The following is a 22,357-nucleotide window of genomic DNA, read 5'->3' on the forward strand; positions in this document are numbered from 1 at the left end:
ATCACGGTCACGACCGTCGTGCCGCCCGAGCGTCTTGCTGGCCGCTCGGAACGCCGCTTCCATCCCCGGTAACGGGACATCACCACGGACAGAAACCCCCTCATCGCCGCCTTTTTCGCATCCCACTCCAATGACGCAGACGCTTAACTAACACTCAGATCAACCCAAAAGGCGCCCATCCGGTCCATGGACGGGCGCCTTCCGGCGTGCTGTGCGGCCCTACTTCTTGACCTTGCCCCCGGCGCTGTCGTCGCTGGAGAGCACCGCGATGAAGGCTTCCTGGGGCACCTCGACGGAGCCCACCATCTTCATCCGCTTCTTGCCTTCCTTCTGCTTCTCCAGGAGCTTCCGCTTACGGGAGATGTCACCGCCGTAGCACTTGGCGAGGACGTCCTTGCGGATGGCGCGGATGGTCTCGCGGGCGATGACCCGGGAGCCGATCGCGGCCTGCACCGGCACCTCGAACGCCTGCCGCGGGATCAGCTCGCGCAGCTTGGCCACGAGCCGCACGCCGTACGCGTACGCCGCGTCCTTGTGCGTGACCGCGGAGAAGGCGTCGACCTTGTCGCCGTGCAGCAGGATGTCGACCTTGACGAGCTGGGCGGACTGCTCGCCCGTGGGCTCGTAGTCCAGGGATGCGTAGCCGCGCGTCTTCGACTTCAGCTGGTCGAAGAAGTCGAAGACGATCTCGGCGAGCGGCAGCGTGTAGCGGATCTCGACGCGGTCCTCGGACAGGTAGTCCATGCCGAGCATGACGCCGCGCCGGTTCTGACACAGCTCCATGATCGAGCCGATGAACTCGCTGGGCGCGAGGATCGTGGCGCGCACGACGGGCTCGTAGACCTCGTCGATCTTGCCCTCGGGGAACTCACTCGGGTTGGTGACCGTGTGCTCGGTGCCGTCCTCCATGATCACGCGGTAGACCACGTTCGGAGCGGTGGCGATCAGGTCGAGCCCGAACTCGCGCTCGAGCCGCTCACGGATCACGTCGAGGTGCAGAAGCCCCAGGAAGCCGACGCGGAAGCCGAAGCCGAGCGCGGCCGAGGTCTCCGGCTCGTAGACCAGCGCGGCGTCGTTGAGCTGCAGCTTGTCCAGGGCCTCACGCAGGTCCGGGTACTCCGAGCCGTCCAGCGGATACAGGCCCGAGAAGACCATCGGCTTCGGGTCCTTGTAGCCGCCGAGCGCCTCGGTCGCACCCTTGTGCAGGGACGTGATCGTGTCGCCGACCTTGGACTGCCGGACGTCCTTCACGCCGGTGATGAGGTAGCCGACCTCACCCACGCCGAGACCGTCGGCGGCCAGCATCTCCGGGGAGTTGGTGCCGATCTCCAGGAGCTCGTGCGTGGCGCCGGTGGACATCATCCGGATCCGCTCGCGCTTGTTGAGCTGTCCGTCGACGACTCGTACGTACGTGACGACGCCCCGGTACGAGTCATAGACCGAGTCGAAGATCATCGCGCGCGCGGGGGCGTCCTTGACGCCGACCGGGCCGGGGATCTCGGCGACGACCTTGTCGAGCAGCGCCTCGACGCCCATGCCGGTCTTGGCGGAGACCTTCAGGACGTCCTCGGGCTCGCAGCCGATGAGGTTGGCGAGCTCCTCGGAGAACTTCTCCGGCTGGGCGGCCGGCAGGTCGATCTTGTTGAGCACCGGGATGATCTTGAGGTCGTTCTCCATCGCCAGGTAGAGGTTGGCGAGGGTCTGGGCCTCGATGCCCTGGGCCGCGTCGACGAGGAGGATGGTCCCCTCGCAGGCCGCGAGCGAGCGCGAGACCTCATACGTGAAGTCCACGTGGCCCGGGGTGTCGATCATGTTGAGGATGTGGGTGCTGCCCTGGTCGGGCCCCTCGGTGGGGGCCCAGGGCAGACGCACCGCCTGGGACTTGATCGTGATGCCGCGCTCGCGCTCGATGTCCATGCGGTCGAGGTACTGGGCGCGCATCTGCCGCTGCTCGACCACTCCGGTCAGCTGGAGCATGCGGTCGGCGAGCGTGGACTTGCCGTGGTCGATGTGCGCGATGATGCAGAAATTGCGGATCAGAGCCGGGTCGGTACGGCTCGGCTCGGGCACATTCTTAGGGGTCGCGGGCACGCAGGGTCCTGTCTCTTGAGGCGCCTGTCGCCTCGGGTCGGATCTATACGTAGGTTCCATCGTCCCATGGGCGGGGGACTGTGCTGGGTTTGGGCCGGTCGGAGGACGGCTGGTAGCCTGGGCAGCTGTGTCTCGTAGCCCTCTCAGCGCGAGGCGCGGGCCGGGATCTCCCGGTGAGCCGGGTCCTCCCGGCGCAGCACCACCCAATTCATCAGTACCTGAACCTGAAAAGGCTCTTTCGTGGCGAACATCAAGTCCCAGATCAAGCGGATCAAGACCAACGAGAAGGCTCGGCTGCGCAACAAGGCCGTCAAGTCCTCCCTGAAGACCGCGATCCGCAAGGCTCGCGAGGCCGTTGCCGCCGGCGACACCCAGAAGGCCGCCGAGCTCACGCGCGAGGCTTCGCGCCAGCTCGACAAGGCCGTCTCCAAGGGTGTCATCCACAAGAACCAGGCCGCCAACAAGAAGTCGGCGCTTGCTTCGAAGGCTGCTTCCCTCAAGGGCTGAACCTCTGCTGAGCGCCTCTGATCCTTCGGACGGCGGCGCTCACGTGATGTGACGCCGTCACGGGACCCCGCGGGCCCTCTCTCCCGCTCCCGGACGGCACCCCGGATCCGTACACGACTGCGTTCGCCACGCGGGTACGGATCCACCGAGCTTGAACCGAAGGCCCCGCCCCTCGTCCTTCCCCAGGACGACGGGCGGGGCCTTCGGCGTGTGTGCGGGTACGTCCGGATCCGTCCGGCGGATCAGGCCCTACCTAGCCGCGGCGTGAACGGGCCGCACGGGCGATCACGACGACGGCCTTCTCCAGGGCGTACTCAGGATCGTCCCCGCCGCCCTTGACGCCCGCGTCCGCCTCGGCACAGGCACGCAGAGCCGTCGCCACCCCGTCGGGAGTCCAGCCGCGCATCTGCTGGCGCACCCGGTCGATCTTCCACGGCGGCATGCCCAGCTCGCGGGCGAGGTCCGCGGGGCGTCCGCCGCGCGCGGAGGAGAGCTTGCCGATGGCGCGCACGCCCTGGGCCAGGGCGCTGGTGATCATGACGGGGGCGACGCCCGTCGACAGGGACCAGCGCAGCGCCTCGAGGGCCTCGGCCGCCCGGCCCTCCACGGCCCGGTCCGCCACGGTGAAGCTGGATGCCTCCGCCCGGCCCGTGTAGTAGCGGCCGATGACCGCCTCGTCGATCGTGCCCTCGACGTCCGCGACCAGCTGGGACACCGCGGAGGCGAGCTCGCGCAGGTCACTGCCGATCGCGTCCACCAGGGCCTGGCACGCCTCCGGGGTCGCCGAGCGGCCGAGGGCGCGGAACTCGCCGCGCACGAACGACAGCCGGTCCGCAGGCTTGGTCATCTTCGGACAGGCAACCTCGCGGGCGCCCGCCTTGCGGGCGGCGTCCAGCAGGCCCTTGCCCTTGGCGCCGCCCGCGTGCAGCAGGACGAGGGTGATCTCCTCGACCGTGGCGCCGAAATACGCCTTCACGTCCTTGATCGTGTCCGCCGACAGGTCCTGCGCGGAGCGCACGACCACGACCTTGCGCTCGGCGAACAGGGAGGGGCTGGTCAGCTCGGCGAGCGTGCCGGGCTGCAGCTGGTCGGGGGTGAGGTCGCGCACGTCCGTGTCGGCGTCGGCCGCGCGGGCCGCCGCGACGACCTGCTGCACGGCGCGGTCGAGGAGCAGATCCTCCTGGCCCACGGCGATCGTGACGGGAGCGAGGGGATTGTCGGCTGAATCAGTCTTCCTGGCCATCGCGGTCAAGCATCCCACGCGGCACTGACAGCCCGTCCCGTAGCGGAGAATGGGCCGGTGACCGATGTACGACATGTGCTGGTGCTGCCCGACCGCGACGCCGCGGAGGAAGTAGCCGAAGAACTCCCCGACCGCTTCGGGGTCGCCGAGGAACCCCAGCTCGTCCGCGACGCCCTGGCCGGCGAGGACGACGCCGAGGACGCCCAGTGGCTGGTCGTCGTGGAGGACCCGGAGCAGCGCCTGGACAAGGCGGCGCTCGATGAGCTCGCCGCGGAGCACGAGGGCTGGCTGGAGGCCCCGTAACCCAGCGACCGGTTACGGCTGTAGCCCAGCGACCGGTTACGGCTGCCGAGTCTCCGGCTGAGCCTGCTGCGTCTTCGGCACGACCTGGATGTCGAGCTCGATGGCGATGCTGGCGCCGACCGCCGCGATGCCCCGGGCGAGCATCGTCTGCCACGTCATCGTGAAGTCGTCGCGGTGCAGCTCGGTGGTGGCCCGGCAGGCGGCGCGGGTCTCGCCCTGGAGGCCCTGGCCGACACCGAGGTACTCGGCGTCGAGGGTGACCGTGCGCGTGACGCCGTGCAGCGACAGGGCACCCGTGATCGCCCAGCGGCTGCCGCCCTTGTGCGTGAAGCGGTCGCTGTAGAACTCCAGCGTCGGGAACCGCTCCACGTCCAGGAAGTCGCCGGACTTCAAGTGGTCGTCGCGCATCTTCACGGCGGTGTCGATGGAGGCCGCGTCGATGACGACGTGCATCGCCGAGTCCTCCATGCGGTCCGCCATCCGTATCGCGCCCGCGAAGCTGTTGAAGCGGCCGTGGATGCGGGCGAGGCCGATGTGGCGGGCGCTGAACGCGACGGAGGAGTGCATCGGGTCGATCTCCCAGTCGCCCGGCTCGGGCAGCGCGGGCGGCGCGGCGACCTGGAGCATGACGTCGCCCATGGAGGCGTGCGCGCTCTCCCCGACCGTGGCGCTCGCCCGGTACGGCGTGAAGCCCTCCGCCGAGACCGCGAGGCGGTAGTCGCCCGCCGGGACCGTCGCCACGAAGGACCCGAACGGGTCGGTGCCACCGCTCACGACCTTGCGCCCCATCGCGTCGCTCACCGCGAACTCCGCATGCCGCACCGGCTCGTTGACCGGATCCAGGACCCGGCAGCTGAGCACGCCCGCGCTGGGCGGAACCGGCATCGCCGACAGGGGTCCCGCTCCCCCGCCCCGATTCGTACGGTTTCCCAGCCAACGGCCGAACATCTGCGACGCCCCCCTGAGCGACTTGACACCACCTGCAACGAAGAGGCATTCGATCACCGTTGCGGCATTCGATGCAACACGAACTTACATCGCAGCAATCACGCCGAACTGCCTCGACTATGGCCAGACGCCCGAATTGATCACTCCGATTCAACCTCCTTCCCTGGTGGGCCCGGGGTTACCGGCTGTTACCGGATTTCACCGGGTGGCCACCCCCCACTCCTGCGCCGCGCCTCCCTCTCCGGCCCGCCCGGCCACCGCGATCGAGCCGTCCCGGTCCGTGCGCAGCACCCGCGCTCCCCCGGCGGCCAGCGCGGCCACCGTCCGGCGCGAGGGATGGCCGTACGGGTTGTCCGCGCCGCACGAGATCAGGGCCAGTCGCGGGGCCACCCGGCGCAGCAGCAGCGGGTCCTGGTACGCGGAGCCGTGGTGGGCAACCTTGAGCACGTCGACCGGTGGCAGCGAGGCGAGTGCGGGGGTGCGCAACAGGGCTCGCTGCGCCGGTGGTTCGAGGTCGCCGAGCAGCAGCAGGGTGAGCCCCGCAGTACGCACGAGGAGGGTGACGCTGGCGTCGTTCGGACCGTCCGGGGGTGGTCCCGGCGGGGGCTGCGGCCACAGCACCCGCCAGTCGAGGGTGCCCGCACGGCGCCGCTCGCCCGCCACCGCACGGATCACCGGAACATGGTGCGCGGCGGCCCGCTCCCGCACGAACGCGGCCTGGCCCGGCGGTTCCTCGTACCCCGTCGTCTGGATCGCCCCTACGGACCGCCCCCGCAGCACGCCCTCGAGGCCCGCGACATGATCCGCGTGAAAGTGCGTGAGCAGGACCAGCGGTACGCGCGTGACACCGAGCGACCGCAGACAGCGGTCCACCGGCACCGGGTCGGGACCGGCGTCGACCACGACCCCGGTCCCCGCGCCCGCGGCGAGCACCATGGCGTCGCCCTGCCCCACGTCGCACAGCGCGTAGCGCCAGCCGGGCGGCGGCCAGCCCGTGAACACCCGGGTGAGCGGCGCGGGTTGCACCACGATCAGGACGAGCAGCAGGGCGCACGCCACGGCGATCCAGGGGTGGCGCGGCAGCCTCCGGCCGAACAGCACGACCGCCCCCGTGACAAGGACGAGCAGCAGGCCCCCGGTCCAGCCGCCCGGCCAGTCGACCCCGCCGCCGGGCAGGGCGGCGCCGGTGCGGGCGATGTCCGCGATCCACCCGGCGGGCCAACCGGCGCCCCAGGCGAGGGCCTTGGCGACGGGCATCGCCACCGGGGCGGCCGCGAGGGCGGCGAACCCGAGGACCGTGGCGGGCGCGACGGCGAACTCGGCGAGGAGGTTGCACGGCACCGCCACCAGGCTCACCCGCGCGGCGAGCACCACGACCACCGGGGCGCACACCGCCTGTGCCGCGGCCGCCGCCGCGAGGGCCGCCGCGAGTCTCGGGGGCACCCGACGGTGCTCGAGCGCGTCGCTCCACTTGGGGGCGACGGTGAGCAGGGCGCCGGTCGCGAGGACGGAGAGCAGGAACCCGTAACTCCGGGACAGCCAGGGGTCGTACAGGACCAGCGCAAGGACGGCGGCCGCGAGCGCCGGGATCAGCGAACGGCGCCGCCCGGTGGCGAGGGCGAGCAGCACGATCACCCCGCACGCCGCGGCCCGCAGCACACTCGGGTCCGGTCTGCACACCACGACGAAGCTGAGGGTGAGCCCGCCGCCCAGCAGCGCCGTCGCCCGCAACGGGATGCCCAGCCTCGGGGCGAGCCCCCGCCGTTCGGCCAGCTGGGCTCTGCCCGGTGGCCCGATGAGCAGGGCCAGGACGATCGTGAGGTTGGCGCCGCTGACGGCGAGGAGATGGGTGAGATCGGTCGCCCGGAACGCGTCCGTCAGCTCCGGCGGCACCCGAGAGGTGTCCCCGATGACCAGGCCCGGCACCAGGGCCCGCCCGTCCGCCGGGAGCCCTTCGGTGGCCTTCCGCAGACCGGACCGGAGCGTGCCCGCGAGACGTTGAGGGCGGGAGGGACCGCTCAGCACGGTGGGACCGACGGGCTTGCCGGTCACCCGTGCCACCGCGGCGTATTGAACGCCTTCCTCCAAGGGGGGTGCGAGCCTCGCTCGGACTTGGATGCGGGTCGAGGGGAGGAGGTTGAGCCAGGGGGAGTTGGGGGTGGGGTCGGTGGTGGAGTTGGGGCGGGGGTTGGTACGGGGGTTGAGGCTGGGGTCGGAGTTGAGGCGGGGGTTGAGGATCGGGCCGGAGTCAGGGTCCCGGCTGGAGTCGGGGGGTGCGGTCGAGGTTCCCGGGCGGGTCGTCGGCGTGATGACCAGGACGGGCGCGCGGGTGCGGGTCAGGGCGGCGGGTTTCCTCGCGGGCTCCGTCGTGACGCCGACCAAGTCCGCCTCCACGACCACCGCGGGCGGTGCCTGGTGGTCGCCGGTGACGCGGGGCCGCGTGCGCCGGGGATCCGACGTGATCTCCAACTCCGCCGTCACCTCCGCGTAGTGCCGGGCCAGCGAGGGGACCGGGCCCCGGCGCAGATCCGCCCCGTGCAGGGACGCCGAGGTCGCGGCGGCCGCGGCGCACAGCAGAACGGCCACCAGGGCCACGGCGCCCCGGCCCGCGAGCGCCCGGACCACGACCCGCGCCCGGCCAGGAACCCGGCCCGGCATCCGCCCCGAACCACGCAGCCCCGCCCCAGATCGCCCGCCCACCCCACATCGTCCGCCCACCACGAGCAGCCCGCCCGCCACCGCGACGCAGGCGCCCGCCGCGACCGCCACCCACTCTGCGGGTGCGTCGAGGGCCAGGGCCGCCGCGCCCCAGGCCGCCAGGGCGGGCGGGACGAGGCGGAGGTCCGCCGGGCCCTCCTGGCGTGGGTGGGCGGCCCCGAGTCGGCTCCCGGACGAGGCGTGAACGTCCGCGCGCGTCATGGCCGTACGGGATGTCACGGCCGGACGAGACGTCATGGCCGTTCGCGTTCGAGAGGTCATGGCCGTACGAGATTCTGGAGGTCCGCGAAGCGGCGGTCACCGATGCCGTTGACCTCGCGCAGCTCGTCCACGGAGCGGAACCCGCCGTGCTCGGTCCGGTAGTCGATGATGTGCTGCGCGAGGACGGGGCCGACGCCCGGCAGTTCGTCGAGCTGTTCGGCGGTGGCCGTGTTGAGCCCCACGGGGGTGGAGGGCGCCGCCGCGCCTCCTGCTCCTCCTGCTCCTCCTGTCCCTCCCGCCCCTTCTGTTCCTGCTCCTCCCGTCGCGCCTGCCCCGCTCCCTCCCGACGGTCCGGCCCCCGCCCCCGCACCGGGGACACCCACCGCCACCAGCTCCCCGTCCACCAACAGCCGTGCCCGGTTGAGCCCTTCGACGTCGGCCCCGGGGCGGAGCCCACCTGCGGCGCGCAGCGCATCAGCCACGCGGGAGCCCGGTGGCAGCCGGTGGATGCCGGGCCTGCGGACCTTTCCGCTGACGTCCACGACAATCCCGGCGCCGCCCGAGGAGCCCCGTCCGTCCTGGCCCGCCGATGCTCCCGCCCCGTCCGGCCTCGGCGCCGCACCGGGCGCCGGGGCGGGCTCGGCCTCCCGCTCGGACACCGCCTCGCCCCCGCTCCGCACCACCTCCGGCGCCCGCACCGGCTGGGTCCTGCCGGACCAGAAGTACTGGCCCGCGAAGGCGGCGGCGAGAACCAGGACCGCGGAGAGCGCGACGAGGCTGCGCCGCTCCAGGCCACACCGCAACTGCAGCCACACCGGTAGCCGTTCACGCACCGCGAGCCCGGCGCGCACGCGCCATGGAGCCGGAACCGAAACCGGAGCCGAAGCCGGAAGCGGGGCTGGGTCTGGGTCTGGGGCCGAGGCAGGTGGAGGGGCAGGAACACGCGCAGCGGTCGAGGCCGGAAGCGGGGTCGAGGTCGGCTCCGGGTCCGTATTCGGCGCCTCGCCGCCGCCCCCGCCCCCGCTCTCACTCAGAGAGTCGCCCCCAGCCGCAGCCGGCGCCCGCGCTCCCAACTCCCGCGGCCCTCTCCCCCGTTCGGGAAAGAGCGTCTCCGCCCGCTCCCGCACCACCCGAGCCGCCCGCTCCGACGCATGGGTGCGCCGCATGCGTCGGCGCGCCCGACGCCGTCCCGCTGTGGATGCGCGCCCGTCCGACCCGGGCCCGCGCCCCGGTCCGCTCGTCGCGCCCGTCGTCCTGGAAAGTGATCGAAGTGCCATGCGAATGACGCTAGGCACCCGCCGATCCTTTTGTTGATCTTGCTCAATTCCCGGGGACTACCCAGCAGTTGTGGACAACTCCGTCACCCACACGCGCCCTCGCGCCCCCACCCGCCACACCAGAAACGACACACGAGCAAGACCTCACCGCGGCGAGACCACAGCCCCCAGCAACCCCGGCCCCGTGTGCGCCCCGATCACCGCGCCCACCTCGCTCACATGCAGCTCGGCCATGCAGGGCACCCGGTCCCGGAGCCGGTCCGCGAGGGCCGACGCCCGGTCCGGCGCCGCGAGATGGTGCACCGCGATGTCGACCTCGCTGCCCCCGGCCCGCTCCACCACAAGCTCCTCGAGCCGGGCGATCGCCTTCGACGCCGTACGTACCTTCTCCAGCAACTCGATCCGGCCGCCGTCCAGTTCGAGCAGCGGCTTCACCGCGAGCGCGGAGCCGAGCAGGGCCTGGGCGGCGCCGATGCGGCCGCCCCGGCGCAGATAGTCGAGGGTGTCGACGTAGAAATAGGCGGAGGTGCTCGCGGCCCGCTTCTCCGCCGCCGCCACCGCCTCGTCCACCGAGCCGCCCGCCTGGGTCGTCTGTGCGGCGGCGAGCGCGCAGAAGCCGAGCGCCATCGCGACCATGCCCGTGTCCACCACCCGCACCGGCACCGGTGCCTCGCGGGCGGCGAGGACCGCGGCGTCGTACGTCCCGGAGAACTCCGAGGACAGGTGCAGCGAGACGATGGCCGTGGCGCCCGCCTCGGCGAGCTCTCGGTAGGTCGTGGCGAAGACCTCCGGGCTGGGCCGGGACGTGGTCACCGGCCGCCGCTTCTGGAGTGCGAGCGCGAGCGAGCGGGCGGAGATCTCCGTGCCCTCTTCCAGTGCCTGGTCTCCCAGGACCACGGTCAGCGGCACCGCTGTGATGCCGTGCCGCTCCATCGTCCGCTGCGGCAAGTAGGCCGTGGAATCCGTGACGATCGCGACATGGCGGGACATGAGCTGGAGATTACCTTCCGGGGCCCGGGCGCGGCAGCCCGGTCCCATTTCGCCGGATCAGGTGGATCAGGTCGTGCTCTCCGGCCTCGCCTGCTTCTCCCAGGGGTATGTGGGCTGCGGGGTGGGCGGGGTGATCGCGGGCTGAGTCGGTTCCTGTGCGGATGCGGCGGTCGGGGTGGACGGGGTCGGCTGTGGGGACGCGGTGGGGGTTCCTGCGGGCGGGGCGGTCTCCGGGGTGTCCTTCGTCCAGTGCCGCAGGGCGCCCGCCTCGATGTCGATCTGAGTGCTCAGTGATTCCAGGTCGTCGTCGGCGAAGCGGCGGCTGCGGTCGCGGGCCGCCCAGCGCAGGGAGTCGGCGGACTTGGTGATCTGTGCCGTGCGCTCCCGCAGGACGGGCAGGCGCTCGCCGAGGCCGGCCTTGTCCGGATCGCGCTCCAGGCGCCTGAGCTCGGCGTCCAGCTCGTGGCCGTGGGCGCTGAGGCGCTTGAAGAGGTCGAGGGACTCCTGCAGCGAAGGGTCTTCGGCGACGCCCGCGTGCAGCGCGTCCTGCGTGGCCCGCATCGACGTGCGCAGCGAGAGGCGGAGCTCGGCGAGCTCTCCCGCCGAGCCGGGCTGGTAGAAGGTCTTCGCCCGCAGCGTCGTGTCCTCCACGGAGCGGCGGGCCTGCGTGATGGTGCGGTCCACTCCGCGCTTGGCGGCCTTGACCACCTTCACCGTCATATAGGCACCCAGCGCCACGAACAGCACGAAGATCAGCGCGAACACAGCGAACACGGCATCCACGAAGCTCCTCCTCCTGCCGCTGCGAGCGGCCCTCGCCCACTTCTCCACGGTAAACGCAACGGGCAGGCCGTGGGTTCCAGCGGAACCCCCAACCTGCCCGTAGGGGACTACCCTTATGCGCCGCCCGCGGCCGGTGGCCGAGGGGCCCGAGCCTTACGCCGGAACGATGTTCACCAGCTTCGGCGCGCGCACGATGACCTTGCGGATGCCCGCCCCGCCCAGCGCGGCCACCACCCGCTCATCGGCCAGGGCGGCCTTCTCCAGCTCCTCGTCCGAGATGGTGGGCGGCACGTCCAGGCGCGCCTTGACCTTGCCCTTGATCTGCACGACGCAGGTCACGGCCTCGTCCACCACGTACGTCGGGTCGGCGACCGGGAAGTCCTGGTGGACGACCGAGTCGGTGTGGCCCAGCTTGCGCCACAGCTCCTCGCCGATGTGCGGGGCCAGCGGCGCGATCAGCAGCACCAGGCGCTCGGCGACGGACCGGGGCAGGTCGCCGCCCGCCTTGGTCAGGTGGTTGTTCAGCTCGGTGATCTTGGCGATGGCCGTGTTGAAGCGCATGCCCTCCAGGTCCTGACGGACGCCGTCGATCGCCTTGTGCAGGGCCCGCAGGGTCTCCTCGGGGACGTCGCCCTCGGCCAGGTCCACGACGGTGACCTCGCCCGTCGACTCGTCGACGACCAGACGCCACAGCCGCTGCAGCAGCCGGTACTGGCCGACCACCGCGCGCGTGTCCCACGGCCGCGACACGTCCAGGGGACCCATCGCCATCTCGTACAGGCGCAGGGTGTCCGCGCCGTACTCGGCACAGATCTCGTCCGGAGTGACCGCGTTCTTCAGGGACTTGCCCATCTTGCCCAGCTCGCGCTTGACCGGCTCGCCCTCGAAGAAGTACGTGCCGTCGCGCTCCTCGACCTCGGCGGCGGGCACCGGGAAGCCACGGCTGTCCCGGTACACGTACGCCTGGATCATGCCCTGGTTGAACAGCTTGTGGAACGGCTCGGCGGACGAGATGTGCCCCAGGTCGAACAGCATCTTCGACCAGAAGCGGGCGTACAGCAGGTGCAGCACGGCGTGCTCGGCGCCGCCCACGTACAGGTCGACGCCGCCGGTCGGCTGCCCCGCGCGCGGGCCCATCCAGTACTCCTCGACGGCCGGGTCCACCAGCTGCTCGCTGTTGTGCGGGTCCAGGTAGCGCAGCTCGTACCAGCACGAACCGGCCCAGTTGGGCATGGTGTTGGTCTCGCGGCGGTACTTCTTGGGCCCGTCGCCCAGGTCCAGCGTGACGTTGACCCAGTCCTCGTTGCGGGACAGCGGGGTCTCGGGCTGGGTGTCGGCGTCGTCCGGGTCGAAGGTGCGCGGGCTGTAGTCGTCGACCTCGGGCAGCTCCAGGGGCAGCATCGACTCGGGCAGGGAGTGCGCGATGCCGTCCTCGTCGTAGACGATCGGGAAGGGCTCGCCCCAGTAGCGCTGGCGGCTGAACAGCCAGTCGCGCAGGCGGAAGTTGACGGTGCCCTCGCCGATCCCGCGCGCGGACAGCCACTCCGTGATCCGCTCCTTGGCGTCGACGACGCCCAGGCCGTCCAGGGAGATCTCGTCGTTGGCGGAGTTCACCAGCTTCGCCTCGTACGAAGCGAAGGCGTCGTCCCAGGCGGCGGGGTCCGTGCCACGGTCGTCCGAGGGCTCCACGACGCAGCGCATCGGCAGCTCGAAGGCGCGCGCGAAGGCGAAGTCGCGGGTGTCGTGCGCCGGGACGGCCATGATCGCGCCGGTGCCGTAGCCCATCAGTACGTAGTCGGCGATGAAGACCGGGACCTGCTCACCGCTGACCGGGTTGGTCGCGAACGCGCCCGTGAAGACACCGGTCTTCTCCTTGGCGTCGGCCTGCCGCTCCACGTCCGACTTGGAGGCGGCGAACGCGCGGTACTTGGCGACGGCCTCGGCCGGGGTCGCGTGCCCACCGGTCCACACGTCGTGCGTGCCCTCGGGCCAGGCGGCCGGGACGATCTTGTCGACCAGGTCGTGCTCGGGGGCCAGCACCATGTAGGTGGCGCCGAACAGGGTGTCCTGGCGGGTGGTGAAGACGGTGATGGCGTCGCCCTCGGAGCCGACCGCGAAGTCGACGCGGGCGCCTTCGGAGCGGCCGATCCAGTTGCGCTGCTGCAGCTTGATGGCCTCGGGCCAGTCCAGCGCGTCCAGGTCGTCCAGCAGGCGGTCCGCGTACGCGGTGATGCGCATGTTCCACTGGCGCAGCTTCGCCTTGAAGACGGGGAAGTTGCCGCGCTCGGAGCGGCCGTCGGCGGTGACCTCCTCGTTCGCCAGCACGGTGCCCAGGCCGGGGCACCAGTTGACGGGCGCGTCCGAGGCGTAGGCCAGGCGGTAGCCGCTCAGGACGTCAGCGCGCTCCGAAGCGTTCAGTTCGCTCCACGCGCGCGTGGAGTCCGGTACGGCGCGCTCGCCGCTCTCGAACTGGGCCACCAGGTCCGCGATCGGGCGGGCCTTCTTCGCCTCGGTGTCGTACCAGGAGTTGAAGATCTGGACGAAGATCCACTGGGTCCACTTGTAGTAGTCCGGGTCGATCGTCGCGAAGGAGCGGCGCTTGTCGTGGCCCAGGCCCAGGCCGCGCAGCTGCGCCTTCATGTTCTCGATGTTGGCCTCGGTGGAGACCCGCGGGTGGGTGCCCGTCTGCACCGCGTACTGCTCGGCGGGCAGGCCGAAGGCGTCGAAGCCCAGGGTGTGCAGGACGTTGTGGCCGGTCATGCGCTGGAAGCGGGCGAAGACGTCCGTGGCGATGTAGCCCAGCGGGTGGCCGACGTGCAGGCCCGCGCCCGAAGGGTACGGGAACATGTCCATGATGAACTTCTTGGGGCGCGCGACGACCGCCGGGTCGCCCGCCAGGTCGCCGCTCGGGTTCGGCGCCTCGTACGTCCCGTCGGCGTCCCAGAAGTCCTGCCAGCGTGCCTCGATCTCGGCGGCCAGGGCGGCCGTGTAGCGGTGCGGCGCGGCCACCTCGGAGGCGGCAGCAGAATTCGTCTCGCTCATGATCCTCAAAGCTCCATCGATCGTCTCTGCCTGCGCATTGGCCGCGCTGGTCGCAGCTGGCCAAATAAAAATGCCCCTCACACAGGAGGGGACGCCGCGCCGATTCCGACCGCGATTCCGCGGCGGTCGGGACTGATCAGCGCGGCTCGCTAAGCAGAAGGCGTACGGCACGCATGGCGTCAGGGTACCGCAGCCCTCGCGCGGCCCGCGACGAGCTTTCGGGCGGCCGCCTCCGGAGACGACTCATGGCCAAGGATTACTCGGCGTACCGCCTCTTACCGGGACAACACCAAGATCCCATCGCGCTTTGATAACAACGCAATAACTCAAACCCCGTACCCACCGGTATGGAGCGACTTAGCATGCGGCGGGACCGAACTTCTTTCGGAGCCGCCCCCATGAACTCTCCGCACCCCCTGAATTCTCCGCAGTCCGGGTATCCCCGCCGCCGGAGCGCCTCGTTCCGCACCCCCGCCGGCCCTGGCAGACCGCTCCGCCGCGCCGCCGCGGTGGCGGTGCCGGTGCTGATACCCGTCGTGGTCCTCGCCGGTGGCGACGCCTTCCGGGCCGCGCTCGACTTCACCACCGGGGTCCTCTCGCTCGTCTCCCTGACCGCTTCGGTGGCCTGGGGCCTGGTCGCCACGGACCGGCTCTTCCTGCGCTCACGCCAGCGATTACTCGCCCAGGCCGTGCACCGCGCCACCGCCGTCGCCGCCATCGGCTTCCTGCTGCTGCACGGCACCGTGAAGCTCGCGCTCGGCCATGTGTCCCTGGTCGGCGCCCTCGTGCCCTTCGGGCTCGGCGTCACCGGCAGCGCCGGGCTCATCGGCCTCGGCGCCCTCGCGGGCCTGCTCATGGTCCTCACCGGGATCACCGGCGCCCTGCGCAGCGCCTTCGCCGCACCCGCCGGGGTCGCCTCCCGCTGGCGGTCGCTGCACATGCTGGCCTACCCCGCCTGGTGCGCGGCCCTGGTCCACGGCCTGTACGCGGGACGCCCGCCGAAGCCCTGGGTGATCGCCCTGTACTGCCTGTGCCTGGCCGGCGTCGCCGGGGCCGTCGTGCTGCGCGGGGCCCCGCTGCCGGTGAAGCGGAAGGTGGCCGCCCGCGTCCTGGCCCTCCTGGAACCGGGCACCCGCTACCCGGCAAGCGCCCCTGCCGCCCGCAGCACCGCCCCCAACGCCGCCCCAACCCCTGCCCCGCCCCAGGCGGACACCACGGCAGACACGGCAGACACGGCCGACCCCCCGCCACACGGACTTGCCGCCGCCTACCGCGCCCTCGCCGCCGCCCCGCCACCCCCGTCCCACCACACCGCCCGCACGCCCCGCTGGCCCGCCCCCTCGCCCCCACCACCCGCAGAAGCACCCCCGGCCCACCACGGCCCCGGCCACGACACCAGCCACGAACCCGACCGCACCCACGGCCCCCGCCACGCCTCCGGTACGGGCCTGTCGGCGCCGGGCCCGGGTGAACCCTGGAACGCGTCCACCGGAGGTCCCCAGTGAACGCCGCGCTGCCCGACGTCCCGGAGGTCCGCGTCGTCGGACTCCCCCTGCTGACCGCGGGCTTCGACCTGGTCGAACGGCTCGGCCTCGACCTGCACCTGAAGGTCCACGGGCCGCTGCGGCCGATGGCGGGCGAGCCGCTCGCCGCCCTCGCCGAGCAGATCGTGCTGCGCGGCCGCGGCGGCGCGGGCTTCCCCTTCGCCCGGAAGCTGCGGGCGGTCGCCGACGCGGCGATACGGCGCGGGGTCCGGCCCGTGGTCGTCGTCAACGGAAGCGAGGACGAGCCGGCCTGCCGCAAGGACACCGTCCTGCTCAACCGCGCCCCGCACCTCATCCTGGACGGCGCCCTCCTCGCGGCAGAAGCCCTCGGCGCGCGCACCCTCGTCATCGGCGTGACCCGCGAGTCCACGGAGTCGTCGATGCGGACCGCCCTCGCCGAGCGCGGACTGCGGGACCGGCGCGGAGCGGCACTACGCGCGCGCGTGCAGCGCAACCCGGTGCGCATGGTCACCGGGGAGTCCTCGGCCCTGGTGCGCTCGGCCGACGGCGGCCCCCCGCTGCCTCCTGGACGCAAGGCCCGTACCGCCGACTCCGGAGTGGGCGGCGCCCCCACCCTGCTCTCCAATGCGGAGACCTTCGCCCAACTCGCCGTAGCCGCCCGCATCGGCGCCGACCGCTATGCGCGCACCGGCCTCCAGGACGAGCCGGGCACGGTCCTGATCACCCTCTCCGGAGCCGTCGCCCGCCCCATGGTCGTGGAGGCTCCCACCGGGGTGCCGCTGCGGTACGTCCTCGAGCTGGCCGGGGCCCCGACGCTCCCCCAGGGCGTCCTGACGGGCGGGTATCACGGCAGGTGGCTGGATGCCGCCACGGCGCACGACGCGGTCGTCTCACGGGCCGCTCTGGAAGCGCGCGGAGGTGCGCTCGGCGCGGGTGCGGTCCTGCCGCTCGGCGCGGACACCTGCCCCCTCGGGGAGTCCCTGCGCGTCGCGAACTGGCTGGCCGCCGAGAGCTCCGGACAGTGCGGCCCCTGCTACCTCGGCCTGCCCGCGGCCGCGCGGGGCCTGGCGGACGTCCTGGAGGGGGGCGGGCCGACCTCTCTGGAGGCGCTGCGCGAGGTGACGCGGGCGGTGCAGCGACGGGGCGCCTGCAAGCACCCGGACGGCTCGGCGGCCTTCCTGGAGTCGGCGCTCTCGGCGTTCACGGACGACCTCGCGGCGCACGTCCTGAGCGGCGGATGCGGCCGCCCTGTAGTGGGCGTGCTGCCACTCCAGCAAGAAGTGCCGCAAGGAGAGGCCCCGAGCGGGCGCCGCATCGCCGTCGACTGGACGCTGTGCCAGGGCCACGGCCTGTGCGCGGACATCGTCCCCGAGCTGATCCAGCTGGGCCCCGACGGCTTCCCCTCGGTCGCGGAAGCGCCCGTACCGCAGTACTCCGAAGCGCGTGCCTCGCGCGCCGTGCGCCGCTGCCCGGCCCTCGCCCTGCGTCTGGAAGAAGACCCGGCGGCACCTCCCCCGCGCCCTGCCCCGCCCCCGGCGCTCCCGCCAGGCCGCGGCCGCCGTGCCCTCGGATCCGGGCGCCCCTGACGCCTCCGACGCCCTCAGCGCCCTCAACGAGGCCGTCACCAGCGCGACTTGAGAGCCGCGCGACCCGCAGCACGACGAAGGCGGCAAGATCCTTTTGGATCTTGCCGCCTTCATCATCTGTGGGGTGTTCACGAGTGGATCTGATCAGGCACAACTCGTCAGCTTGAAGAACTTTTCCCGTGAGGCGGGTGATCGTTGCCCGTCAGCTGCGGTCAGCCACCGTGGAGGCCCCAGTCGTCGAAGCCGCGTTTGAGGCGATGGCTTCTCAGGCGCGCCGAGACCAGAAGGCGACGAACCCGATGTAGGCGATGGCGGCGGTGGCCACGAACCAGAAGTACGGGTCGCCGCTTCGTCCGGATGCCAGGTCACCGATGAAGGCGTAGAGATTCCCCACGGTCAGCACCACACCCGTGCCGGCCCAGGCTCGCCCTGAGATCCGGGCGAAGCGCTCGTCGGGCTCCTTCTCGGTGAAGCCCTGGTAGGTCTCACTCCGGCGTCCCAGCAGCACCAAAACAAGACTGCAGGCCGCCAGAATCCCGAACGTCACCAGGCCGAGAGCGAGGCGGCCGCCGAAAGTCGCAGCCACGAGGCAGGCGCCTCCGACGGCGAGGAAGAAGCCAGGGACGGACCGCCGGGCTGTGCTACTGGTCACCTGCTGAGCTCTCTTCGGCATGGAACATCTCCTCAACGCTGACTTCAAAGAACTTGGCCATGGACATGGCTAGCGGCAGGGAAGGCGTGTACCGCTCGGTCTCGATGGCGTTGATCGTTTGCCGTGAGACCCCAAGGTCTGCGCCCAGTTGCCCCTGGGAGAGCCCGCGTTCCGACCGCAGTTTCCTGACGCTGTTTCGCACATGTAAAGCTTACTTGTCACCCCTAGTCGACTGTCAAGCTTGCTTTACAGGCGGGGCGGGGCTCGCAGGACGCCTCGGGCACCGTGTCCACCGCGCTGGTGGCCAGCCCGACAGGAAGGCTCCTCCGCGGGCTCCCGCGCGTCGGGCGTGATCCTAGGCGCCGCGAGTGTTGCCGCTATGCCCCTTGCGGGATGTTGGGATCTGTTGGCGATGTTTCGTGATCCCCTCCTGCAGTGTGGGGTGGAGTGTCCGCTAACGCTCCGTGATTCAAGGGGCGTTGGCGGTTGTCGACCTCGCGTGAGGGGCGGCTCATGGCGTCGCTGGTGGAGAGGTTGCGAGCGAGGGCCTCGGAGTCTCGGATGCGTGTGGATGATCTGCGCACGCAGATCTCCGCGCTTCAGAACGAGCTTGCCGCTGAGGAAGAACAGCTATCGCGGTGGGCGGTGGCCGAGGAGGCCGTGGACGAACTGCTGGCCGAGGACGGCAACACGGATGCTGAAGCTGCGTCCGTCGCAGGGGCGGAGGCCCGGCCGCCCGAGGCTTCGGTGGCTGCGACGGTGGTCGAACGGACGGTGGTGTCGGCTCCCGTGACGCGGGCGGACGGCAAGGTGCTGGGTGAGTCGCACGAGGACGTGGTGCTCGCGCTGGCGTCGGCCGGACGGCCGCTGCGGGCCAAGCCGATCTGCGAGGCCGTCGGCTGGAAGACGGAACACCGGGCGGTGGAAAGAATGCGGGTGAAGTTGAAGCGGCTGGTCAAGCAGGGCTGGTTGACCGAGGACGAGGTCGGCCTGTTCGCGATCGCGCCCGGAGTCGGGGATTCACCCGAGATGAGCGGGGGCGTGGACGGCACTGCGGCCGACGGCGTGTGAGGCGGTGCCGCCGGGACGGCCATCCCGGCGGCACCCGGGTTGCGTGAGCGCCCTGGTGAGATATCGGACAGGCTCGCGCGTCTTCGACGCTAGCGCGATTGCACGGTGTTGGGTTCGCCGGGCCATAACTGGGCTCTGGCCTGCGACTATTGCGGGTGCTGGCCAGGGTCGGAAGGGCTTTGGCAGCGATGGCTGCACCGTTGCCGTCGCGCAAGCGGCGGCCACAGCGGGGTGTTCAGGCCCGCCTCGAGGCGGGCGATGGTGGCGACGTCGGGCCAGGTCCGGCCGTCGAGGACGTCGCCGATGGTCTGCCGGTTGACGCCCAGGTGATCGGCGGCCGCCCGCCGGCTCCAGCCATGCTCGGTCAGGGCGGCGGCCAGGCGGCGGGCGATGGTCTGGACGACTGCTGCGGCGACGTCGTCGATGACCGCGTCGGGCCAGGCTTCCGGATCGCGGGCGGCTTCCCTGGGCGCGCGGGAGCGCGCAGTTCCTCCGACCATGCTTCCACGCTCCTGTTCGTCGAGGTCGTGCGCGACTTGAGTGGCAGCTTGTCCTGCCGGTATTCGTGGTCCATGGCACTGGATGCGGCGACGTCTTCGGTCATCGACGCGTACGCCCCGCGCGAGCCGGCGCCCGTCTGGGACGAGGTCGCTCCGCTGGTGAAGGCTCTGGTCACCGCGACCGTCGAGCGGGTGTCCTACGAGGCCGTGGACCTGCTGCACGTGCTGGCACGGCTGGCGATCTGGGCGGAGGGACGCGGGGTCGCCCGCGAGCCGGCGGCCTGGCTCACCAACGAAACCATTGACGCGTTCGTGCTGACCGGCTGCGCGGGACTGAAACCGAACACCCTGCGGACCTACCGCACATGGCTGCGTCGGATCCGTGACGTCCTCATCTGGGATGGGGGCGGCGAGGGCGAAGGAATCCGGCTGTCGGCTCCGCCCGCTCCTGCCCCGCCTTACGAGGAAGGCGAGATTGCCACGCTTCGTTCCTGGGCCGGGCAACTGCGGCCCCGCACCCGCCTCGATGCGCTGGCCCTGCTCGCGCTCGCAGACGGCATGGGCCTGGCTCCCGGAGAGATCGCCCGGCTTCGCGGAAGCCAGCTGCGCCGGACCCGGTCCGGGGCCTGTGTGCTCGACAGCAATGTGCTCGGGCGGCTCCTGGTGGCCCGCGCCGAATGGGAGGAGACCCTCGCCGAACTGGCGACGCGGGCCGGGGACGACTTCTTGTTCCGTCCCGGTCACCAGGACCCGCCGCCGGACAACCTGATCGCTTCGTGGACCTGGGAGCACCGGCCCGATGATCCGCTGCCCAGGGTAAATGCCCGTCGGCTGCGGGCCAGTTGGATCGTGTCGTTGATGCGGCGCCGGATCGATCCGGGAGTGATCGCCGCGGCGGCCGGGCTCTCCTCGACCGCCTCGCTCGCCCGCTACCAGCACTTCGTGCCCCCGCTCAGCAAGGAGGAGACGGCCCGGCTACTGCGGGGAACGAGGTGAACCGCCCGCCGCCGGGGCATCCGGCCGCCTCCCGGCGAGGCCGTCCGCGGCCGGTGACCGATGCCCCGGCCCGGATCCCGGACTCGAAGGTCTTTCAGATGGCCGCCCTGCTGGATGGCTCCGGCGCCCTCGACGTGCTCGGCCAGGAGTTGGCGAGGCGGCCGGGACCGGCGGGGCTCGCGGCGAGGTCGGTGCTGACCGGCCTGCTGTTGTCCGTCCACTACACCGGCAAGGCGTCTCTGGCGGATGCCTGGCGCATTCTCGCGTTCGGCCTCTCGCCCTTCGCTCAGCAGCGGCTTGGCATCGCGCACATCGCTCCGGCGGCCTTGTCGGGCCGCATCTACCGCACCTTCGAGCGCGTCACCTCCGTGCTCGACCCGGCCCGCCATGACCGGCGGCGCCGTCTGCCACTCGAAGTGGCCCGGCGTTTCGCCGCGGCCTGGGAGGACGAGGAGGCTGAGCACGTCCGCAGAAAGGTTCTGCTGCAGCGAATCGTCACCGCGCTGATCACCACGACCATCACGATCGCCCGCCGCTGCGGGGCCCTGAAGCGCTGGAAGGGCGACGTCGGCGTCGACGCGACCGCCCTGCCGTCCTGGCACAAGCCGCCCAACGACAAACTCCAGCTGGCCTCGGTCGACCTGACCGCGGGCTGGCACTTCTCCGGCGGATCCAGCGAGCCCACCTTCGGACTGAGCGGACACCTCGCTCTCGCCGCGCTGGCCCGGCCTGCCACCGGCCGGATTGCTCAGATCGCTCTCGGCCTGGTCGTCGACTATCCCGGGCGCCGCACCGGCACCAACGCGATCACTCTGCTGGGGTCGCTGGCCGAACTCGGCCTGCCCGCACGGATGCTGGCGGTTGACAAGCTCTACACCGACGCCCGCCCCGAGACCTTCGCACTGCCCGCCCGCGAGCTGGGTTACCGCCTCGCGCTCGACTACAAGCAGGACCAGCGCGGCATCCAGGGCACCCACCGCGGCGCCGTCATGATCGACGGTGTCTTCGCCTGCCCGTTCACCCCACCCGCCCTGAGAGACGCCACCCATCGCCTCGATGACAAGAACGCACGCCGCCCGGACACAACCACCCAGGCACGGATCGACAACCGGAAGCCGTACTTCCTCCGCCTCAAGCAGGGCCCCGACCCGACCGGGATGATCCGGCTCGCCTGCCCGGCCGCCGGCACCTCGCCGACCGTCAACTGCCCCCGCAGAACCAGCACCCGACCCCCGCCCCGGACCATCGACCTGACCGACTCGCGGGAAAGGAGCAATCATCCAGCCGCCCGGCCCACCGTGATCGCCACCAACACCCCCGGCGGGCCTCTCCCCGACGTGTGCCGCCAGAAGTCGATCACCATCCGCCCCGGCGATCTCGGCACCATGGAGAAGTTCCGTCAGGACCTGCCTTACCTCACCGACGCCTGGTCCAGCACGTTCGCGGTCGTCAGGGCCCAAACGGAGGGGATTAACGGGATCTTGAAGGGCCACAGGATCGACATCTCCGAGCCGAAGAACCGCCTCGCGCACGGCCGCGTCGCCCAGACCCTCCTGGTCGCCCTCATGGTCACCGTCGCGAACCTGATGATCCTCGATGTCTTCTGCCAGACCACCCGGGGCGAACACCTGCCCGCCACCAGCTACGACACGGAGCCCACCGCCACCGAGCAGACCGTCCCCGCACCGACCGGACGGCCTCCGCCACAGGCACCGGGATGATCCGGAAGTGAACAGCCACACCAACCGCCGCCACGAGACTTCCCCGGTCCCGCAGCCACACCACCGCACGCGCTCCGGCATCGCCCACCCCCGGAAGGCGCCCCCGAGAACCCCAGAAACCGCCGCTCAGCCCCGGCCAGCCCTCAACACGCCCCCGAAAACTGCCAGATCCCGCCCAATCGACTCGATCGGACGGGATCTCGGGAAGCCACCCTGAGCGAAC

The 22,357-nt window shown here is 71.5% G+C and carries 18 protein-coding genes; 7 read left to right on the top strand and 11 right to left on the bottom strand.

The features are described 5' to 3' along the window. Positions 1-219: 219 nt before the first annotated feature. Entirely contained in the window at positions 220-2,091 is a 1,872-nt protein-coding gene (gene lepA / locus ACFWYM_RS21785; RefSeq protein WP_384839480.1) for a translation elongation factor 4, read from the bottom strand. Between the two features lie 240 nt (positions 2,092-2,331). Here lepA and rpsT point away from each other — a divergent pair, with 240 nt between their 5' ends. Beyond that, positions 2,332-2,598 (top strand): 30S ribosomal protein S20, encoded by a 267-nt coding sequence (rpsT, locus tag ACFWYM_RS21790; protein WP_384839484.1) that lies wholly within the window; start codon positions 2,332-2,334, stop codon positions 2,596-2,598. 253 nt (positions 2,599-2,851) lie between these two features. Here the strand turns inward: rpsT and holA are convergent, their stop codons facing one another. Continuing rightward, entirely contained in the window at positions 2,852-3,841 is a 990-nt protein-coding gene (gene holA / locus ACFWYM_RS21795; RefSeq protein ID WP_384839487.1) for a DNA polymerase III subunit delta, read from the bottom strand. A 57-nt stretch (positions 3,842-3,898) separates the two neighbouring features. Between holA and ACFWYM_RS21800 the strand changes: the two genes are divergently transcribed. Continuing rightward, a complete protein-coding gene (locus tag ACFWYM_RS21800) occupies positions 3,899-4,144 on the top strand; it encodes a hypothetical protein (RefSeq protein WP_384839489.1) in 246 nt (81 codons plus the stop codon). 36 nt (positions 4,145-4,180) lie between these two features. On the opposite strand, the gene ACFWYM_RS21805 is transcribed toward ACFWYM_RS21800, so the two are convergent. The 6 genes from ACFWYM_RS21805 to leuS form a co-directional block, all read right to left on the bottom strand. Further along, positions 4,181-5,092 (bottom strand): YceI family protein, encoded by a 912-nt coding sequence (locus ACFWYM_RS21805; protein WP_384839492.1) that lies wholly within the window; start codon positions 5,090-5,092, stop codon positions 4,181-4,183. Positions 5,093-5,290: 198 nt separating this feature from the next. Then, a complete protein-coding gene (locus ACFWYM_RS21810) occupies positions 5,291-8,011 on the bottom strand; it encodes a ComEC/Rec2 family competence protein (RefSeq protein ID WP_384839495.1) in 2,721 nt (906 codons plus the stop codon). A gap of 56 nt (positions 8,012-8,067) precedes the next feature. Then, complete coding sequence (locus ACFWYM_RS21815; RefSeq protein ID WP_384839497.1) at positions 8,068-8,862, bottom strand: helix-hairpin-helix domain-containing protein; 795 nt, start codon at positions 8,860-8,862, stop codon at positions 8,068-8,070. A 570-nt stretch (positions 8,863-9,432) separates the two neighbouring features. Further along, entirely contained in the window at positions 9,433-10,278 is an 846-nt protein-coding gene (locus tag ACFWYM_RS21820) for a DegV family protein (RefSeq protein ID WP_384839500.1), read from the bottom strand. Positions 10,279-10,344: 66 nt separating this feature from the next. Then, entirely contained in the window at positions 10,345-11,061 is a 717-nt protein-coding gene (locus tag ACFWYM_RS21825; RefSeq protein ID WP_384839503.1) for a hypothetical protein, read from the bottom strand. 153 nt (positions 11,062-11,214) lie between these two features. Next, on the bottom strand, positions 11,215-14,103 hold the full coding sequence (gene leuS, locus ACFWYM_RS21830) for a leucine--tRNA ligase (protein WP_384839506.1): 2,889 nt from the start codon (positions 14,101-14,103) through the stop codon (positions 11,215-11,217). A gap of 398 nt (positions 14,104-14,501) precedes the next feature. On the opposite strand from leuS, the gene ACFWYM_RS21835 reads away from it, so the two are divergent. Beyond that, entirely contained in the window at positions 14,502-15,608 is a 1,107-nt protein-coding gene (locus ACFWYM_RS21835) for a cytochrome b/b6 domain-containing protein (RefSeq protein ID WP_384839509.1), read from the top strand. Continuing rightward, a complete protein-coding gene (locus tag ACFWYM_RS21840) occupies positions 15,605-17,194 on the top strand; it encodes a ferredoxin (RefSeq protein ID WP_384839512.1) in 1,590 nt (529 codons plus the stop codon). The genes ACFWYM_RS21835 and ACFWYM_RS21840 overlap by 4 nt, the downstream gene beginning before the upstream one ends. Positions 17,195-17,459: 265 nt before the next feature. On the opposite strand, the gene ACFWYM_RS21845 is transcribed toward ACFWYM_RS21840, so the two are convergent. After that, positions 17,460-17,780 carry a hypothetical protein gene (locus ACFWYM_RS21845; protein ID WP_384839515.1) on the bottom strand — a complete coding sequence of 107 codons (321 nt, stop codon included), beginning with the start codon at positions 17,778-17,780 and terminating at the stop codon, positions 17,460-17,462. 55 nt (positions 17,781-17,835) lie between these two features. After that, positions 17,836-18,048 carry a helix-turn-helix transcriptional regulator gene (locus ACFWYM_RS21850; protein ID WP_384839518.1) on the bottom strand — a complete coding sequence of 71 codons (213 nt, stop codon included), beginning with the start codon at positions 18,046-18,048 and terminating at the stop codon, positions 17,836-17,838. Positions 18,049-18,359: 311 nt separating this feature from the next. Here ACFWYM_RS21850 and ACFWYM_RS21855 point away from each other — a divergent pair, with 311 nt between their 5' ends. Next, the gene (locus ACFWYM_RS21855; RefSeq protein ID WP_384839521.1) at positions 18,360-18,917 is read left to right on the top strand and encodes a hypothetical protein; all 558 of its coding nucleotides are present in this window, start codon (positions 18,360-18,362) and stop codon (positions 18,915-18,917) included. Positions 18,918-19,063: 146 nt separating this feature from the next. On the opposite strand, the gene ACFWYM_RS21860 is transcribed toward ACFWYM_RS21855, so the two are convergent. Beyond that, positions 19,064-19,417 (bottom strand): helix-turn-helix transcriptional regulator, encoded by a 354-nt coding sequence (locus tag ACFWYM_RS21860; RefSeq protein ID WP_384839524.1) that lies wholly within the window; start codon positions 19,415-19,417, stop codon positions 19,064-19,066. Between the two features lie 72 nt (positions 19,418-19,489). On the opposite strand from ACFWYM_RS21860, the gene ACFWYM_RS21865 reads away from it, so the two are divergent. Further along, positions 19,490-20,413, top strand: coding sequence for a hypothetical protein (locus ACFWYM_RS21865; protein ID WP_384839527.1), 924 nt, complete (start codon positions 19,490-19,492; stop codon positions 20,411-20,413). Positions 20,414-20,511: 98 nt separating this feature from the next. After that, complete coding sequence (locus tag ACFWYM_RS21870; protein WP_384839529.1) at positions 20,512-22,134, top strand: hypothetical protein; 1,623 nt, start codon at positions 20,512-20,514, stop codon at positions 22,132-22,134. Positions 22,135-22,357: the final 223 nt, after the last annotated feature.

The sequence above is a fragment of the Streptomyces sp. NPDC059009 genome (genome assembly GCF_042740175.1).
GTDB lineage: Bacteria > Actinomycetota > Actinomycetes > Streptomycetales > Streptomycetaceae > Streptomyces.

Excerpts from the sequence above, each read along its gene's own strand:
- holA (WP_384839487.1), bottom strand. The coding sequence starts at position 3,841 with ATGGCCAGGAAGACTGATTCAGCCGACAATCCCCTCGCTCCCGTCACG.
- ACFWYM_RS21805 (WP_384839492.1), bottom strand. The coding sequence starts at position 5,092 with ATGTTCGGCCGTTGGCTGGGAAACCGTACGAATCGGGGCGGGGGAGCG.
- ACFWYM_RS21810 (WP_384839495.1), bottom strand. The coding sequence starts at position 8,011 with ATGACGCGCGCGGACGTTCACGCCTCGTCCGGGAGCCGACTCGGGGCC.
- ACFWYM_RS21820 (WP_384839500.1), bottom strand. The coding sequence starts at position 10,278 with ATGTCCCGCCATGTCGCGATCGTCACGGATTCCACGGCCTACTTGCCG.
- leuS (WP_384839506.1), bottom strand. The coding sequence starts at position 14,103 with ATGAGCGAGACGAATTCTGCTGCCGCCTCCGAGGTGGCCGCGCCGCAC.
- ACFWYM_RS21835 (WP_384839509.1), top strand. The coding sequence starts at position 14,502 with ATGAACTCTCCGCACCCCCTGAATTCTCCGCAGTCCGGGTATCCCCGC.
- ACFWYM_RS21855 (WP_384839521.1), top strand. The coding sequence starts at position 18,360 with ATGGCGTCGCTGGTGGAGAGGTTGCGAGCGAGGGCCTCGGAGTCTCGG.
- ACFWYM_RS21860 (WP_384839524.1), bottom strand. The coding sequence starts at position 19,417 with ATGGTCGGAGGAACTGCGCGCTCCCGCGCGCCCAGGGAAGCCGCCCGC.
- ACFWYM_RS21865 (WP_384839527.1), top strand. The coding sequence starts at position 19,490 with ATGGCACTGGATGCGGCGACGTCTTCGGTCATCGACGCGTACGCCCCG.
- ACFWYM_RS21870 (WP_384839529.1), top strand. The coding sequence starts at position 20,512 with ATGGCCGCCCTGCTGGATGGCTCCGGCGCCCTCGACGTGCTCGGCCAG.